The 16,284-nt window shown below is 47.5% G+C and carries 14 protein-coding genes and 1 rRNA gene; 2 read left to right on the top strand and 13 right to left on the bottom strand.

The genetic code is table 11. The features are described from left to right. Positions 1–33: 33 nt before the first annotated feature. Both DCC81_RS10220 and DCC81_RS10215 read right to left on the bottom strand, forming a co-directional pair. Positions 34–2,457: a M4 family metallopeptidase gene (locus DCC81_RS10220; protein WP_108686555.1), complete on the bottom strand. Its 2,424-nt coding sequence runs from the start codon at positions 2,455–2,457 to the stop codon at positions 34–36. 263 nt (positions 2,458–2,720) lie between these two features. Next, positions 2,721–3,845: a tetratricopeptide repeat protein gene (locus DCC81_RS10215; RefSeq protein ID WP_108686554.1), complete on the bottom strand. Its 1,125-nt coding sequence runs from the start codon at positions 3,843–3,845 to the stop codon at positions 2,721–2,723. 181 nt (positions 3,846–4,026) lie between these two features. Between DCC81_RS10215 and DCC81_RS10210 the strand changes: the two genes are divergently transcribed. Further along, complete coding sequence (locus DCC81_RS10210) at positions 4,027–4,443, top strand: hypothetical protein (RefSeq protein ID WP_108686553.1); 417 nt, start codon at positions 4,027–4,029, stop codon at positions 4,441–4,443. A 182-nt stretch (positions 4,444–4,625) separates the two neighbouring features. On the opposite strand, the gene DCC81_RS10205 is transcribed toward DCC81_RS10210, so the two are convergent. From DCC81_RS10205 to DCC81_RS10165, 9 genes are all read right to left on the bottom strand, one after another. Then, positions 4,626–5,126, bottom strand: a complete 501-nt coding sequence (locus DCC81_RS10205; protein ID WP_108686552.1) for a hypothetical protein — start codon at positions 5,124–5,126, stop codon at positions 4,626–4,628. A 379-nt stretch (positions 5,127–5,505) separates the two neighbouring features. Beyond that, positions 5,506–5,595 (bottom strand): hypothetical protein, encoded by a 90-nt coding sequence (locus DCC81_RS26045; RefSeq protein ID WP_205686305.1) that lies wholly within the window; start codon positions 5,593–5,595, stop codon positions 5,506–5,508. Between the two features lie 143 nt (positions 5,596–5,738). Beyond that, positions 5,739–7,517: a DUF4209 domain-containing protein gene (locus DCC81_RS10195; protein ID WP_108686551.1), complete on the bottom strand. Its 1,779-nt coding sequence runs from the start codon at positions 7,515–7,517 to the stop codon at positions 5,739–5,741. Between the two features lie 223 nt (positions 7,518–7,740). Beyond that, positions 7,741–9,123, bottom strand: a complete 1,383-nt coding sequence (mnmE, locus tag DCC81_RS10190; protein ID WP_108686550.1) for a tRNA uridine-5-carboxymethylaminomethyl(34) synthesis GTPase MnmE — start codon at positions 9,121–9,123, stop codon at positions 7,741–7,743. An 86-nt stretch (positions 9,124–9,209) separates the two neighbouring features. Next, the gene (locus tag DCC81_RS10185; RefSeq protein WP_165806541.1) at positions 9,210–10,064 is read right to left on the bottom strand and encodes an energy transducer TonB; all 855 of its coding nucleotides are present in this window, start codon (positions 10,062–10,064) and stop codon (positions 9,210–9,212) included. Between the two features lie 301 nt (positions 10,065–10,365). Continuing rightward, the gene (locus DCC81_RS10180) at positions 10,366–11,202 is read right to left on the bottom strand and encodes an energy transducer TonB (RefSeq protein ID WP_108686548.1); all 837 of its coding nucleotides are present in this window, start codon (positions 11,200–11,202) and stop codon (positions 10,366–10,368) included. A 37-nt stretch (positions 11,203–11,239) separates the two neighbouring features. Next, on the bottom strand, positions 11,240–11,830 hold the full coding sequence (locus DCC81_RS10175; RefSeq protein WP_108686547.1) for an ExbD/TolR family protein: 591 nt from the start codon (positions 11,828–11,830) through the stop codon (positions 11,240–11,242). A 35-nt stretch (positions 11,831–11,865) separates the two neighbouring features. Further along, the gene (locus DCC81_RS10170) at positions 11,866–12,531 is read right to left on the bottom strand and encodes an ExbD/TolR family protein (RefSeq protein ID WP_108686546.1); all 666 of its coding nucleotides are present in this window, start codon (positions 12,529–12,531) and stop codon (positions 11,866–11,868) included. A gap of 69 nt (positions 12,532–12,600) precedes the next feature. After that, on the bottom strand, positions 12,601–13,455 hold the full coding sequence (locus DCC81_RS10165) for a MotA/TolQ/ExbB proton channel family protein (RefSeq protein WP_108686545.1): 855 nt from the start codon (positions 13,453–13,455) through the stop codon (positions 12,601–12,603). Positions 13,456–14,385: 930 nt separating this feature from the next. On the opposite strand from DCC81_RS10165, the gene DCC81_RS10160 reads away from it, so the two are divergent. Continuing rightward, on the top strand, positions 14,386–15,438 hold the full coding sequence (locus tag DCC81_RS10160; protein WP_108686544.1) for a LacI family DNA-binding transcriptional regulator: 1,053 nt from the start codon (positions 14,386–14,388) through the stop codon (positions 15,436–15,438). Here DCC81_RS10160 and DCC81_RS10155 read toward each other — a convergent pair. Next, positions 15,435–16,022 carry a hypothetical protein gene (locus tag DCC81_RS10155; RefSeq protein WP_108686543.1) on the bottom strand — a complete coding sequence of 196 codons (588 nt, stop codon included), beginning with the start codon at positions 16,020–16,022 and terminating at the stop codon, positions 15,435–15,437. The two genes, DCC81_RS10160 and DCC81_RS10155, sit on opposite strands and share 4 nt — an antisense overlap. 157 nt (positions 16,023–16,179) lie before the next feature. Then, positions 16,180–16,284: ribosomal RNA gene (gene rrf, locus DCC81_RS10150) — 5S ribosomal RNA — on the bottom strand; the annotation flags it as partial.

Raw genomic sequence — 16,284 nt, 5'->3', positions numbered from 1 at the left:
CGCTTGCTGGAAGCGCCCGTTTGTACCGTATTGTTACTGCCCGGAGCCAACGATAATTTGCTGGCGTTCCTTCTGTTTATTATTGTATTCAATTTCAACCGTGTAGTATCCCAGGCGCAGGCCAGACACATTGATCTGTACCGTGCTGGTACCGGCTACCTTCTGCTGTCTCACGCGGTTGCCCATCTGGTCATATACATTCACCTGCGTGATCTGCGGCGTTACTGCGAGTTTCTCCGCCATCACATCCGTGCTGGAACGGGGCTGGATATTTACGGTGCTCACTGCAGGATTGGGAGAAAGGGAGAATGCGAACGACTGCGGGCAGGGCGCATACACCGTAACGCCGTCCTGGACGTTTTCATTGCAGGCATCCTTTGCGGTGATAGTGATACCGCCGCCACCTCTCACACTTACGTACGATGAAGACCCGCTTGGGTTGTAAATATTAATGCTGGAATTAGTGCCGGAGGGTTGGGCCGTCCACACGTAGTTGCTCAGCGGCATATTGGGGCTGGCAGAGATCAGCCAATCCTGGTAAGAGCCGTTGCAGCTGCCGTTCATAGCGCTGCTCAGGTTCATCAGCGGCTGCGTGCTCACACTTTTGGAAGCAGTGATACAATATGGCAGGGAAGCCGTCAGTACCATGGGGCCCTGCGCCGTCTTGGTGAGCGTAACAGCGTTGCCGGAAGCCGCCAGGCTGGCATAGCTGGTAGTATTCAACGACCAGGTAACCGTCTGGCCGGCAGGTACACCAGAGATGGTGTAGGCAGCCGTGGAACAGAAGGCATTTGCACCGGATATCAACATATTGGCATCCGGGGGCGCGGTGCCTACCCCTACCGCATACCATGCGTAAGTAACGTCCCTTACCTGGCAGCTTTGGGCGCCATACAATGCAGTAGCGGCATTGATGGTGGCATTGCGCATGTCTGCATAGCTGGTCACAGTGGACATATAACCGGTTTGCGCAGCCCAGACAATGTCTGCGGCACCATTCACACCCTGGCCGGTCACATTATAGTGATTGCCTGCTTCATTATTGGCATTGCCCCCGTTCGCCAGCAGGTAAAACCAGTGACTGAACACGGTGCTGTTCTTATGCGGCTCGTTGGAGTAGTCCCAATAGGTACCATGATAATATTCAGGATAGCTGTTTGCCTTGGGGTTTTGCAGGGAACGCAGGTAAGGCTGCCCGTTTTTCATGATCTCTTCCCCAATGGTCCAGTACTGCTTATAGGTACCGCTGTTGTACTCGATCACGCTGGCCCAGATATCGCTCAGGCCTTCATTCAGCGCGGCGTCCTCCGAGCTGCTGTTCAACCCGGCGGTGTACTGTGTAACCCCATGCCCGATCTCATGCGCAATAACATCCAGCGCTACCACCGCCTTAAACTGCGTGGTGCCGTCGCCGTAATACATAGCATGTACGGTAGGATTCCAGAAAGCATTGTCATTGTCCGGATATCCCAGTGCGGTGAGGCTGGTATGCACATAGCCATTCAGCGTACTACCGGCATTATCATAGCTGTTGCGACTTCTTACTGAAGCCCAGTAGTCAAACACTTTTTCCGTGCCCCAGTGTACGTCCAATCCCGCGTCCGTAGGCCAGGTAGTGGATGTCTGGCTGAATTCTGCCCCGCTGCCGGACGCGTTGTTATAAGTATGGATCGTAGCAGTGCGACTGTTCGTGCTACGGCTTTCCATCAGGCGATACTGGCCGGTACCGTATGAATCAGAAGTGAAATATACGTACCCACTGTAGAGCGATTGGCCGGAAGCAGCGGTATTGGTAAAACAGATCAGGTTCCGTTTTGCCAATACCCGGCCTGTTTGCGCATCGATAAAGACATTGTAATCCTGCAAAGGCAATGCGGCATATACATGGAACTGGTAAGCCAGGCGGAATGCATGCAGGATACTGTCGTCCCGGAAGAGGATCAATTCACCCTTGGGATATAAACTTGCCTGTGGATCGCGGACCGCCTCCCGGTAACTTTTCATGGTGGCCTCGTCCTGCCAGCCATACACCTTGGCGGGAACCGCCGCCAGGGCTAGCTTTAAGGCAGTACTTTCATCCACCATTACCTGCAGCGAGGGGTCACCCACGTCCTGGATAGTTCCATTGGCGGTTTCAATAACGCCATCGTGAATGTGCACGGAATATCCGCCGGTGGGAACGCGGAATCCCTTGTAATACTGTTCGTACACCTGGTGCGTACGCCCGCTGGATTCCAGGACCGTTTTCAAACGCAGGCTGTCATGTCCCTGCAATTTCAATGCGGATCTTAAGAACTCAGCCGACCGGGCGGCGGGCACCGGATGTTGTTTTACATCCAGGATCATGTTACGGTATTTCCCGTTTGCAGCCGTATCGCTGTCCAGGAATGTGTGCTGGGCGTACAAACGCGCGTGCAAAAAAAACAGCACGGTGATGCATGTAAAAATGTACTTCATAAGGGAACTTATCGTTTTGGGTTAAAAAAACGTAGTTAACGGGGGCAGCTCATGGACCGGCCTAACAAACACAATAACGCGGGCTACGTCTTTAAATTAAGACAAATAATGAGATTTTGCAAACAAAAAAATACACTGCAATATCACTGCAGTACAGCGCTGGAGTGGGCTTATCGGGGATCGGGTAAGTGTATTCAAACACAGTAATTTACGCAGGACGGTTGGCAAGCCTGCCTTTTTTCCCGTTACGCGGCAGCGGTTTATTATTCCACCAGCTTCGTGGAAGAAACAGGTTGCACCATGCCGTTCAGTATATCCAGCACTGCATTTTTCAGATCCGCATATTTATATCCTTCGTTAAAGCCGGTGGCGTACACGTAATGCGTGCTACCCTGGTTACCGCACAACACATACATAGGCCCTCCCTGCTGGATGGACAAAGCAGAGTATTCCAGCTGCACGGTGCGTTCCGCCCGGTCGCCATTGTTTACATAGAAGACCACTTTATTAAAGAAAGACCGGCTGGGCCCTTGCTGGTAGCGCTCTGCAGCCTGTACTTCCCTCCCGTTCCAGTCAAATACATCTATGCAAAATCCATCATCCAGGGCACCATGCAACTTGCCGGCGTTATGTGCTTCGTAGAGTTTTGTTTTATAATTCTTTGCTTTATCGGGATTGTCCTGCAGGTAAGCCACGCGCACCAGTTTCTGGTAGACTTCATAATCGCCCGGATCTGCGAGCAGCAGGTTTTTGAAAGCAGTCTCTGACCGGTCGTAGCGGTGGAAATCCATTTCCAGTAATCCGATGTTATACAGCGCGCGTTTCACCGGCGGTGTAACGGTGGTCATGTTTGCCTTTACGTTGTAATAGGCTTCCAGGGCCTTTTCGGATTGGTTTCGGTCCATGTAGATGTTTGCCATCATCATGTAGGCATGTTCCGGCGTTTTCATTTTGCGGGCGGCGCGCTCAAAGGCGTCCAGGGCGAGGTCGGGCTGTTGTTTTTCGAGATAGGCATCTCCCAGTTCGCTATAAAACTCTCCTACCGTAGAATCCAGTGCGATGGCGGTTTTGAAGTCTGTAATAGCCGTATCGTTCTGGTGCTGGTTAAAGGCTACAATGCCTTTGATATAGTGGGGGCGCGCGTTCTTAGGGTCCCGGGCAATCACTTTGTCCATGAACTTTATGCAATTTGCATCATCTTCCAGGAGATAATAGGCCATGCCCACATAGTACAGGGAGCGGGCCGAGAGCATTTCCGGGTGCTGGCCGTAGCCGGTGGTGAGTGTTTCATACTCCTGGGCTTCGTACATTTTTTTCACTTTACCATCCTGGGCTTTGGCGGGCAGGCAGGCGCAGGCCATGCCGGCGATGAGCAGCAGATACCGCATAGGGGAATTGATTTGCGGTCAAAGAACGGGAAAATGGGTTTAAGGAAATGCTAATTTTTTTTGGGGAGAGGGCGGTTTGGGGAGGCTTCAGTCAAAGGAAGGCATCTGCTGGTAGCCAAAGATATATATTATAAAATATTTTATATATTTGAATCAGCAATTTCAAAAATGTAACCCTCCTATGACTTCAAAACAAATAACCTTTACCGCACTGGTGGGACTGGCAGTGCTTTTCGGCTGTAAAAAAGACGATGCCCCACATGTTCCCATCGACATCTCCAAATTTGTAGACAAGCAATGGTACCTGGACGGCGTAACGGATTCTGTGAATAACACGGATATGTTCCGGACTATATTCAGTGGCGATCACAGCGGAAGCTATAGCTACTGCACCTGGATTGTGGCGCCCTATCAGTATGGGCAAGTAGAGTGGACATGGGAAAGGCAGGGCGAAGATACTATCGTTATAAATGGTGGGTATAAGCTCAAAATTCGCTCAGTCAATGATTCCGTGTTGGTAACAAATGGCCTTGGGATCAGTACAGGTATTGAACCCGGTGTTCCGGATACCACGAGTGTCAGGTTCAGAAGTTTTTAGTATCTGTGCGGGGACAAATGAGCGATAATATAGCCAGGGAATTGACTAAAAATCCAAATCAAAAATGCGGCAAACTTCGCCATTAATGCATTTGTCGTTTTTCAGATAATTGTCTGTTCCCGATACGGCAAGAGGGTGTGTGACCTGTTATTTCACAGATTTAAAGGCAAAACATTATTGACCTATTTCCAGACGATCGCAATGTCCCGGAATTCAATTTCTACCGAATTGCCAGGAGCTCCATTAAAATAAGACAACGGGATCAACTTCAACATCTTTATTGATGGCAGGACTTTCGTGAATTTAATCACGGCCTTAATCGGCGTGTCCGTGTAAATGGTATTCCCGCTAGTCTCACTACCGACTTTAACATCACTTGTTTCATATTCGTTTGCCTCTATATCAATAGCTTTGGTCCGGTAGAATTGAAACGACCGGTTGGCATCATGATCTACCAATGTAAGTGTTATCTCAACCGTTTGTTCTTTCGCGTTTCCCTCGCATTTTATAAAATTGAAATCTATTTTGGAAGAGGTAATTGTCTTTACAGGCGTAGTGATCTGCAATGCCTTTTTGAGGGATTCATTTTCCTTCTTTAATTCATCACAGTTGGTTTGTGCCATTGAAGTTTGACCAAGGGCTAACAGGAAAAAAATGCCTGTTTGGAGGATAACATTTTTCATAAAAGGGTAGTTGTAATTGAATGGGATTATTCCGGGTTATTAACTATATCAATTTAAGGAAAATATGTTGCAATTAAGCGCATCACATCCTGCGCTGCAATAGAACTGCGGCGGTTACCATCCGGTATGAAGGTGTGAGCCTTCCCACTTCCCGATACAGAAAATAAAATATTCACTATCAATATTTTATATGAAAATAAAGGCAAAAATTCAAGGGAATTAGTAGAAGATAGGGATGGGAAAATGTCAGCGCGGGCAATTCTTCCTTAAGAGCTGATTTCAAGTTTATATCTTTTGCCACGAATCACAACAATGGAAATATTGGGATCAGGTTCCAGTTTTTTTCTGAGTTTTGATATGAACATATCAAGGCTGCGGCCTACGATAACACTTTATCTTCCCATATCTCTTTTTGTAGCCTGCTTCGCTCTATTGTCTCGTTAGGAGAAGATGCAAAGATGTGCAACACACGGGTTTCAGTTTCGGTAAGATCAATGGTCTCTCCATTTATTATGAGCTTACGATTTTTTTATCGAACAACATTGAGCTTAAAGTGACTGTATCAGTAGTGACTTATAAAAAGATACACAAGAAGCCTCAACTTCGGCAAAATCAGTCTTGATTCTGACGAGGTTCAAATTCCAGGAATCTGATATGCCCGAGAAGCAGGAAGGCAACAAAAACACGGTCAGCCTTCCGGGAATCAAAACTGTCCGTTTTCATCATACCGTGGCAAACTTTATTCCGGAGATTCCATCCCCGCTGGTCGGTAAACAAAACCCTGAAATATAAAGATTCGTCTTCCCCAAAAGCTTCTATGAATTTCCCATCCCGCAAAACATCATCTAAAATTCTAATATTATCGCCACCATTCTTACCCTCCCTCCAAATACTTCCGCCGTTCAATTCTACTAATTTTAAACAGGCCGATTCAAATTGTGGGATTAAAATATGAAGAGCAGTCACGAAGTCTCCTTCAAGGTAAGCCGCGATCCCCTTTTCAACCAGCCCATACCGATCTGGAGCAATTAAACAGGAATGTTTTAAATATTCCATGATATTTTCCAAGGTTAGCAATAACTGTTCCTTTCCTGCCTTCATGCAGAAATGAAGCAATACCGACCCAAAAGACATGTTTGTCGATATATTCGTAACTTCATTACCGGAAATGTCAGTGCTCAAAGGCCCTACTTTAGCCACTGTTCTACCGGTGCCATCATGTAGACTTCTAGTCAGTAATGCTGAAATACCGGTGCCTCCAAATACTGAAAGGTTCGCATCCTTTGTAGGAATAAATACAACACCCAACCGTGTTAAAACTTCAGCAATATCTCCCGACAAACACTTTGCAACAAATTCGTCGATAACATCTTTAGACATTTTGAACTCCGTACCTATGGGTACCATTGCATCAAGCACCGCAGGACTCAACGATTGTATTCTTTTGTAACACTCAGTTGCTTCTGCGAAAAAATTGTTGGATTTATAATATTCCTGCATTTTGCCTAACAAATGAATCGCTTGTATGGGAGGCGATGATGATATTACAGTTTCATATGCCGCTGCTAGTTTATCAAGAAGGCGTTTAATATTTGATTTGTCATTTAATCTTTTATAATAGTCCAAAAGCCTGTCCATGGCTACATGTGTACTATTTAATTCTGGCAGTCCGTTGCTGTTTGAAGTGAGACTTATGGACAATTTTTGCTCCAGATCATCAACAATCTCTTTTATAACTGACGCATCAACTTCTTTAAAGTTCTCTTTGACAATTAAATCGTAATTGTAACGCCAGATGCCTGGCTTATCTCCATGGTCATTCACATATTTTCTTATACTTTCAATTGCCTGATTCTTGAAAGCATCATTTTTAAACCCAATAGCAAGGGAAAGCCCTCTTGATAATTTCTTAAGAACAGTTTGTGAATACACATAGCGACCGGCTTGGCCAGCTTGAAGTAAACTGCTGATATAAGCAACGCCCACTTTATTGAAGTCCGCTTTAGTATTTCTTATTTTTTTTGAGAACTCCCAAACTACTCCAGCATATCTGCTCTTCAGAATAGGATTGGAACATTGCTCTGTACGCCTTTCCCAATAATCAACCACCTCTTTGGTAATCTTATCCAACGAAATCGCTTCAAACGTTTGCCCATCCACCGTAAATTTCAATTCGGGGCCGAAATACGTCTGCCAGTTCGACTTGCCGTATTCGTTATCCTCTAATAAAGAAAATACGTACAGCTCGGCGAGAACCAAGGGCTCAAATTCTTCATTTTCCGGCAATGCGGCTCTGATCATCCTGGCAATTTCCAGGTCATCCCTGATGGGATTTAGCTGGTTAGCGTCAAACTCCGCCAGCATTTTTAAGACGGTATCATGTTGTGCCATAGGTGGATATGTACACTAAAGTAAATATAATGAATCCTTGTTAAGGTAGTCGTCTGCGCATTGTAACGTTAACGAGCAGCTATATATTCCCTAAATCAGCCTCCGAGTTGTTTTCCTGTAATTGAGATAATCCTGGCCGTGTTGCTGCGTCCTCCCAAACTCAATACTGAGAAGTATTACGTTAGGTAAATAAATAAAAGAAGATGCAATTGAAAGAAAGGTGTTATTTCCCGATACAAAACTTAGAAAATATATAATCCAACCTGTCCTCATTCGTCACCTCCCCGGTAATCTCCCCAAGCCAATGCAAACAAAGCCGTATATCCAGCGCCAGCAGATCCCCCGGCAATTGGCGGTCCATCCCCGCCTTCACATCCCGCAAGGCCTTCATTACCTCCTGGAGCGCCGCATAGTGCCGCGCATTGGTCACAATGGTATCGCCGGTGCGCACATCCCCGCTCATGACTTTGTGCAACAGTGCATCCTTCACTTCCTGGATATGGGTATGCGTCTTGGCAGAAATAAATAGAACGCCCGGAATAGCCGCAAATTTCGATGCATAGAATTCCTCGCCCCTGATATCCGCCTTGTTCCCGATCAACAGGTAATTGACCCCGGAGGCCACAAAGACGTCCACCTGCTCCTGCACCTCCTCCACGCTCATTTCATTCACATCAAAAAGGTACACTACAATACCGGCTTCCCGGATCTTTTCCATGGTCTTCTGTACCCCGATGCTTTCAATGGTGTCATCGCTTTCACGGATACCGGCGGTATCGATCAGGCGGAAGAGGATGCCGCCTATGTTCAGCACTTCTTCAATCGTATCGCGGGTAGTGCCGGCAATGTCGCTCACAATGGCACGGTTCTCATTGAGCAGGGTATTGAGCAGGGTGGATTTACCGGCGTTGGGTTTACCTACAATAGCGGTGCTCACCCCGTTCTTGATCACGTTACCCATCTGGAAAGAATCGATCAGTTGCTGCACCTGGGTCATGGCGGCAGACACCAATGTGTATAGACGGGTACGGTCTGCAAACGCTACATCTTCTTCACTGAAATCCAGTTCCAGTTCTATGAGCGATGAAAAAGTGATCAATTGTTCCCGCAGATCTTTCAGCGCGTGGGAAAACCCGCCCCGCATCTGTTGCATGGCCGTTTGGTGCGATGCGGCGGAGTTGCTGGCAATCAGGTCGGCTACAGATTCCGCCTGGGTGAGGTCCAGTTTCCCATTCAGGAAAGCGCGTTGGGTAAACTCGCCCGGTTTGGCCAGCCGCGCGCCGCATGCCACACAGGCATCAATGATCTGCTGCTGGATGTAGGGCGATCCGTGGCAGGATATCTCCACCACTTCTTCCCCAGTATAGGATTTGGGGCCGCGGTACAGGCTCACCACTACCTCATCGAGGATGCGCCCCTGGTACACGATGCTCCCAAAATGCAGGGTATGGGTGGGCTGCGCCTCCAGGTTTTTAGACGGGAACAATTCGTTGGTAATGCGCACAGCGTCCTTACCACTCAGGCGTATCACCGCGATGGCGCCTATGCCCGGCGCGGTGGCCAGCGCCACGATCGTATCATCAAATCCTGCCAGTTTACCTAACATCTGTTTTTATTTAGCCAGTGCAAAAATAACAAATCCCCCACGGTTTACGGGCCGTGGGGGATGCAACACTAACACTACTGGAATACTCACTGATCCTGCATCACAAACCGTATGGGTAAGGTGAAGTACACCGCTACGTCTCTCCCATTCTGCCTGCCCGGTCTCCATTTCGGCATTTTCCGCACCACGCGCAGGGCTTCATCCTCCAGGCCTCCGCCATGGGTGGCGCCTATCACTTTCACGCCCTGGATCGTTCCATCCGTGGTCACTACAAACTGCACGGAAACAATACCCTGTATGCCATTTTCCTGTGCTACAGACGGATAGCGCACATTATTGCGCAGGAACTTAGCCAGTGCATCCTCCCCACCGGGAAAGCTGGGCATCAGCTCTACAAACGTAAAAGGATGATTATTGGTGCCTTCTGTAGTGGCAGGCGCCTCTACTACGCCATTGCCGCCACCACCAGCCAGGTCTACCGGGGCGTCAATATCGGCACCGTTCACATCCCCTGGTGTTGTTATGCTGCCGATCACTTTGCCCTCCATTTCCTTCTGTGTGGGTGGCGGGGTAATGTCCTTGGTATCATCGGGTACCACCGCAGGCGGTGTGTTCTGGATCATGGGCTTCAGGGCGCGGGGGGCTGCTGCTGCAGCAGGCGGTGGGGGCGCTGTTAATTTTTCCGCAGGGTCAATGGGTATTTCCGTCAAAGTGGTCACCTTGGGTCTTACCGCCGCCAACTCAGCGGGGTGGCTCTTTGCCATGATATTGCTTACCACATAAGCGCCCGTCATTGCCAGCAATATACCAGCAGTGATGCCCACTGCGTTGCGCATGCGGCGTTCATAATACCGGCGCAGGTTATAGGCACCATAGTCTTTGTTCCGGTTGTCAAACAATACGTCGAGGAAGTCGTTTTGGGTAATGTTGATAGCGTCCATAGATGTAAGTTTTATTGTACCAATAGGACGCCATGCACCATACATTCCACACGTTTCTATAAAATATTTTATAACGTTAACGAATAAACGAAAACAGCATTCACACACATCAAAACAGGCTACAGTACAGCGTTTCAATGTATGTGAATGCTATTGTTATGAATGATCTTCTCTTCACTAAAGATGCAGGTGCCTGCATTTTGCACACGCGGCCTGCGTAAATTTTCCGGGACAAATGCGCATAAAAAAAAACATCCCGGAATTGCTTCCGGGATGCTCATTATTTGAGATGGTTCATCTGCTATTCTGCGAGGGTGAAGCGGATGGGCAGGTTGAACTGCACAGATACCTGGCGTCCATTCTGTCTACCGGCTTTCCACTTCGGCATGGTTTTCACCACGCGGATCGCTTCCTCTTCCAGGCCACCACCTTTAGCGGCACCTACGGTTTTTACATCCTTGATGTTACCTTCAGAGTCTACGATAAACTGAACGAATACGGTGCCCTGGATACCGTTTTCCTGCGCAACGTGCGGGTAACGGATATTTTTGGAGAGGTACTTGTTCAGCGCGTCCTCACCACCGGGGAAGGTGGGCGGCTGCTCTACGAAAGTGAAGATCTCTTCTTTAGCGGGAGCAGCAGGTGCTTCTACCACACCAGAACCTTTACTGTCTTCCAGCAACCCGGGGTCTACACCGTTCGGGTCACCTTCTACGGTTTTGGTACTTACCGCTTTATCTTTGATCTCTTCCTGTTTCGGGGGCTCCTCATCGGGCTTCACCTCGTTGTCTTTCTTGATCACCGGGGGGGTGAACTGTACGGACGGTTTAACGGGGGGTGGCGGTGCGGGAGGCGGAGGGGGGGGCGGTGGCTTGTTAGGCTCATCCGGTATTTTGAGATCCTCCATCTTAATCGTTTCTACGACTGGTTTCTTTGCTTTGCTTAAGTCTTCAGCGCTCAGCACGTTGTACAAAAGATAAGCACCAGCCAGAAGTACGAAAAGACCCAGGGTACCCAAGATCGCGTTACGAACGCGCTTGTCGTATTTTTTCCTTAATTCATATGCCCCATATTCTTTATTCCTGCCCTCAAACAGGATGTCAAGAAAATCGGACTGTAAGGCTTTGGCTGAATCCATTGTTTACTGTTTTCTTTGGATGCAAAAATTACATTCCTTATTTATTACCGTTTGCATTTTCGGTCTGCTTGATCCATGTCTTATCCTGGTCGGTAATATCCACGGTAGCATAACGGGAGATGCGGTTGATTGCCATTTCATCCAGAATACCTACAAAGTTCTTGTAAGTAGATTCGTCAGATGCTTTGATGATCACCACTACGTCTTCGGGCTCGCCTTTTGCGTTGCGAAGCTTGGCTACTTCTTCTTTCTTCTTGATGATCTCATCACGAATGCCGCCTTTTGCAGCGAAAGTAGTTGCCTTGAAGAAGTCGGGATTTGCCGCAGCATTGGGATCCTGGGCCAGACCTTCGTAATAATAAACGCGGTCCTTTCCACCCAGTAATATGGTCAACGCGGTACTTTCTTTTACCTTGTTTTGTTCTTCTTCGTTCTTCGTGTCTTTCGGCATGATCAGGTCCATCGTTTTAGGTTTGGACATGGTCGTGGTCAACATGAAGAAAGTAATGAGCAGGAACCCGAGGTCCACCATTGGTGTCATATCCACACGGGTAGAGTGTTTTTTGGATTTCGTCCCACCGTGTTTCTTACCTTTCCCGCCACTACTGCTGGTATCCATTTCTGCCATGGTACGCTCTTTTTTACAGTTTGGTAATCAGCAAATTACTTTGCCGGTTTGGTTTCTTCCTGTGCCAGCGCAGCAGCGGTTCCCGGGGGGATAGCTTCCAGGTTGGTAACCAGGTTGAGTTTCTGTATGTGCTTCTTCTTAAACGTATCCAGGATGTCTTTGATCACCGGATAAGGCGTCTGGTTGTCAGCTTTGATACAGTAAGACAGTTTGTTAAGACCGGAGCTGCCTGCCTGCGCAGTAGTACCGTACTCGATCCACTGTCCCAACTCGCCGTTCACTGAGTCAGTAGGAATGCCTTTTTCAAGGCCGGAGGCTTTACGCTGGTCTGCGTTCATCCCCAGGTAGGCTTTCAGATTTTTGATATCTGTACCTACAGAACCCCCTACAGCAAAGTTGTTCATTTCTTTATCGTCCAGACCCAAATGATATTGTGTGTTCAGGTCCTCGATTAACTTTCTTCTCTTGGGCTGTCCGTCCATGCTGAAGAATACACGACCGTCTTTGTCAACCGTGAATAACATCACGTCGGAATCCGGTAAAAGCTGTGTATTAATAGAAGACGGTGTGATTACCGTCACCGGCTCGTCCGGCTTGAACTTCGTAGCCAACATAAAGAAAGTTAAAAGCAGAAAAGCTACGTCACACATCGCCGTCATGTCGATGGCCGTGCTTTTTCTTGGCATTTTTACTTTTGGCATCTTTACGTGTTTTAGTATTTACTCATTAGATTCAGAACTGTGCGTATTCCACACAACCACACAAAAAAATTATTTGTGGTTAGCGGCGAAGCTCTGAGTCAGAGTAAAGCCAGACTCATCGATAGCGTAAGTGATACCGTCGATGTTGGTAGTGAAGTAGTTGTAAGAGATGATAGCCAGTGCAGAAGTACCGATACCCAGTGCGGTGTTGATCAACGCTTCTGAGATACCGAGTGCCAGCTGGGAAGAATCGGGTGCGCCACCGGCAGACATAGCGGTAAACGCCTTGATCATACCCAATACAGTACCGAACAGACCGAGCAGGGTAGCTACGGAAGCGATAGTGGACAGGAACACCAGGTTCTTTTCCATCATGGGCAGTTCCAGGGCAGTCGTTTCTTCGATTTCGTTTTTGATCTGCAGCAGTTTCTGTTCTGTGTCCAGCTCAGTGTTGCCGATCATTTCCTTGTATTTTTTCAGGCCGGCTTTCAGTACGTTACCTACAGAACCTTTCTGTTTGTCGCACTCAGCCAGTGCAGCGTCTACGTTTTTGTTAGCCAGGTGGTACTGTACTTTTCTTACCAGTTCAGCGCCGCTGAATTTACCTTTAGCTTTGCTCAGGTACAGTGCACGCTCAATTACGAAAGTCAAGCAAGTCAGCAGAACTGACAACAGGATGGGTACCACGACACCACCGTGATAAACAGTGCCAAACCATTTTCCAATGCCCGCTTCAACTGGTTTGCCCTCAACGTTGCCACCCTGGAAGTTAGCGGGGTTGCCCAGTACAAAGTAGTACAGGCAGAAGCCGATCACCAGGCAGATGGGCACAGCCAGCGAGGAGAACAGGTTAGATGATTTCGCTGGTTGATGAGAAGCCGTCTTTGCATTAGCTGCAGTCACAGTTGTTTTAGTCTCAGCCATTTTGAGTTGAATTTTTAGTTGTTAAAGATTAAACTGTTGTTGTTAGTAATTATTTGGATTTAGATATTTTCAAATAACGGTAGTTCGCAAAGTTATACGGTTGCCTCAAAAAAACAAGTGTAGCAACAAAAAACTCACAAAATTTAATCCGTCGCGAAAAGTCGCAACTGTAGCCCCTCTCCGGGATTTTATGCATTTGGTCGAACTGACACTTAATGATGATGGAAGCCGGTGTTTAAAATGCTCCCTCACAAGCTTGGTTTTACGCTACTGGTCTCAATAAGCAATTGATAATTTTCAAAGTTGGACGCACAATGTAAGAAAATTTCCAACAGTTCCAACAGTTTTTTTTTACCTGATAAATGCGGGCAACACTGTGTTTTATAGGGTCCCCCGGCATAGGGCACACTCTTTGGCCTACAATGTTAGATTTTTGCTATTACAGAACTATCAAATTCTTATAAAACTGCAATTTTCCCCATATATCATTTGCCCTGCACCGCGTTCCATCACTGCCCTTACCCGAAAGTTGTACAACAATTAATGTTCCAGCAGATTTTCTAACACGTTAATCATCCCTGAAGGGACTTTACGCATAAGAATTTTTATTAATAAAATGCGGATTCCCGCTCCAAAAGTTAAGCGATATTCCGGGCATTTACAACAACGTTGGCAAGAAAATTACAGCTCATTCATTAATATATTAACAATCAATATTTTATAGTCTATTTTAGTGCCCTGTGAACCCGTTTACATCCCCTCTTTTTCGCCTGCATTTATGGTATCCCGGGTACCTACCTGTTCATCACTTCGTGTCGTTTTTACACATCGATTAGGAACCCTATTAATTCCACGATAACAATTGCGAAGGATTTTTATGACCGAAATTGATTAATATGCCCTCTTTAAACCTCATTTAAATATTCCACCGTGAAACAACGCAGCCGTACAACTATTTACGACATTGCGCACGCCCTCAATCTATCACCCTCTACCGTCTCCCGGGCTTTGCAACATCATCCACTTATTAATGCCCAAACCCGTGAACGGGTACAGCAGCTTGCGGAGGAGATGGGCTATGTGCCTAACTGGATCGCCTCCAGCCTGCGCAAACGCCGGTCTAACATCATTGGCCTGATCGTACCCCGCACCTCTGTTTACTTTCAATCCACTGCCATCAGCGGCGTACAACACATTGCCCACAAACACGGCTACAGCGTTGTGATCGGGCAATCCGAAGAAGACATTGAAATGGAAAAGGAACTTGCTAAAACCTTCTTCTCCCTGCGCGTGGACGGGCTGTTGTCTGTGGCCTCCATGCACACGCCCAATGCAGACTATCTTTCCCCTTATCAAAAGAACAATATACCCGTAGTGCTTTATGACCGCATCCCACCTGGCTTTGAAGGCCATTCCATCACCGGTGATGACTTCCAGGGCGGCTTTCTTGCTACAGAGCACCTCATTGAAAATGGATGTAAGAATATTGTGCATATCACCGGGGCGCTTACCTGCAACCTTTACCAGCAAAGACTGGAAGGCTACAAAGCTGCTTTACAAAAACATCAGTTACCGTTCTATGAGCACCATGTGCAGGTGTGTCACCTCACGCTGGAATCTGCAACAGCTGTAGCGGAGCAGGTGCTTACCAGCCGTACGTTGCCGGACGGTATTTTTACGGCAAATGATACTGCAGCCATCGCCGTAATACAGACGGCTCAAAAGCTACATATCCCTATTCCCGGCCAAATAAAAGTGGTGGGATACTCCAATGACCTGTCTTCTCGCATTATATCGCCTTCCCTTACCACCATTGAACAATCGGGTTATAAGATGGGGGAAAAAGCAGCGGAAACACTGATCCGGTTGTTGAACAATGAAATGGAAACAGAAACGCCCATCAAATATATTTTTGATGTGGAATTGATCCCGCGGTGTTCATCCATGTCTGATGTGAAATACAATGAAATGATAGTGGGTTAATGGCTGGGGAGCATAGCGTCAATCCCTTTGCTGAGTGCCGTGAGCAGTAGCGTGGCTTCATCCGCTGCATTACCTTCTTCCACGATCCAGTCCAGTATCCGCTGGTATTCCTTCAATGCCACTATTGCGGCCGAGACCCATTCCTGTTTTGACACCAGCACATCGCTAAAGAACATGTTGCTGCGGGGCGTTACCGGTATCCTGGTATTGAGCCGGTCGTAGCTGATGGCAATGGTATCATCGTCAACTTTGGTGAGCCGTATTATGTCGCCGTTCGTCATGTAAAGTGTTACCCCGTCAGGAATTGACGGTGCTGCTTCCTGTTGGTGATCATCCAGCCAGGAAACAGACTGCAGCAGGAAATATACAATGTCTGATGCCGCCTTGAAATCCGTGGAGCGGTATAAAGTGAGGTAGTTGTTCAATACAATGCTGATGCCGCCTCCGGCTTCCTTAAACCGTGCAGGCGCATAATCGGCTTCGTCCATTGCATCCAGGTGCCTGTCAATATCGTGAAACGTAGCCTCGCGCCCCCGTGCTGCGCGGTGCAAAATGAAGATCTTTAAAGTGGATGCATGGCTCATGTGGAAAGATGCTGTGAATGGTAAAGGTATTCATTAGCCGGGGTAAAACAAATCCATCGTATGACAGCATAGTAAAACAAAAAAGGCCATACCGCATGTACGATATGGCCTAAAACAAAAAAGTCTCACAAGTTACCCTGTGAGACTTTCTGAATAAATATGGCAGCTACCTACTCTCCCGCATGATTGCGCAGTACCATCGGCCATGAGGGGCTTAACTTCTCTGTTCGGAATGGGAAGAGGTGAACACCCTCGGCAAAAC

The organism is Chitinophaga parva (assembly GCF_003071345.1).
Classification (GTDB): Bacteria; Bacteroidota; Bacteroidia; order Chitinophagales; family Chitinophagaceae; genus Chitinophaga; species Chitinophaga parva.
Note: the sequence above shows the minus strand (reverse complement) of the source record. Positions and strands in the feature narration are given on the sequence as shown.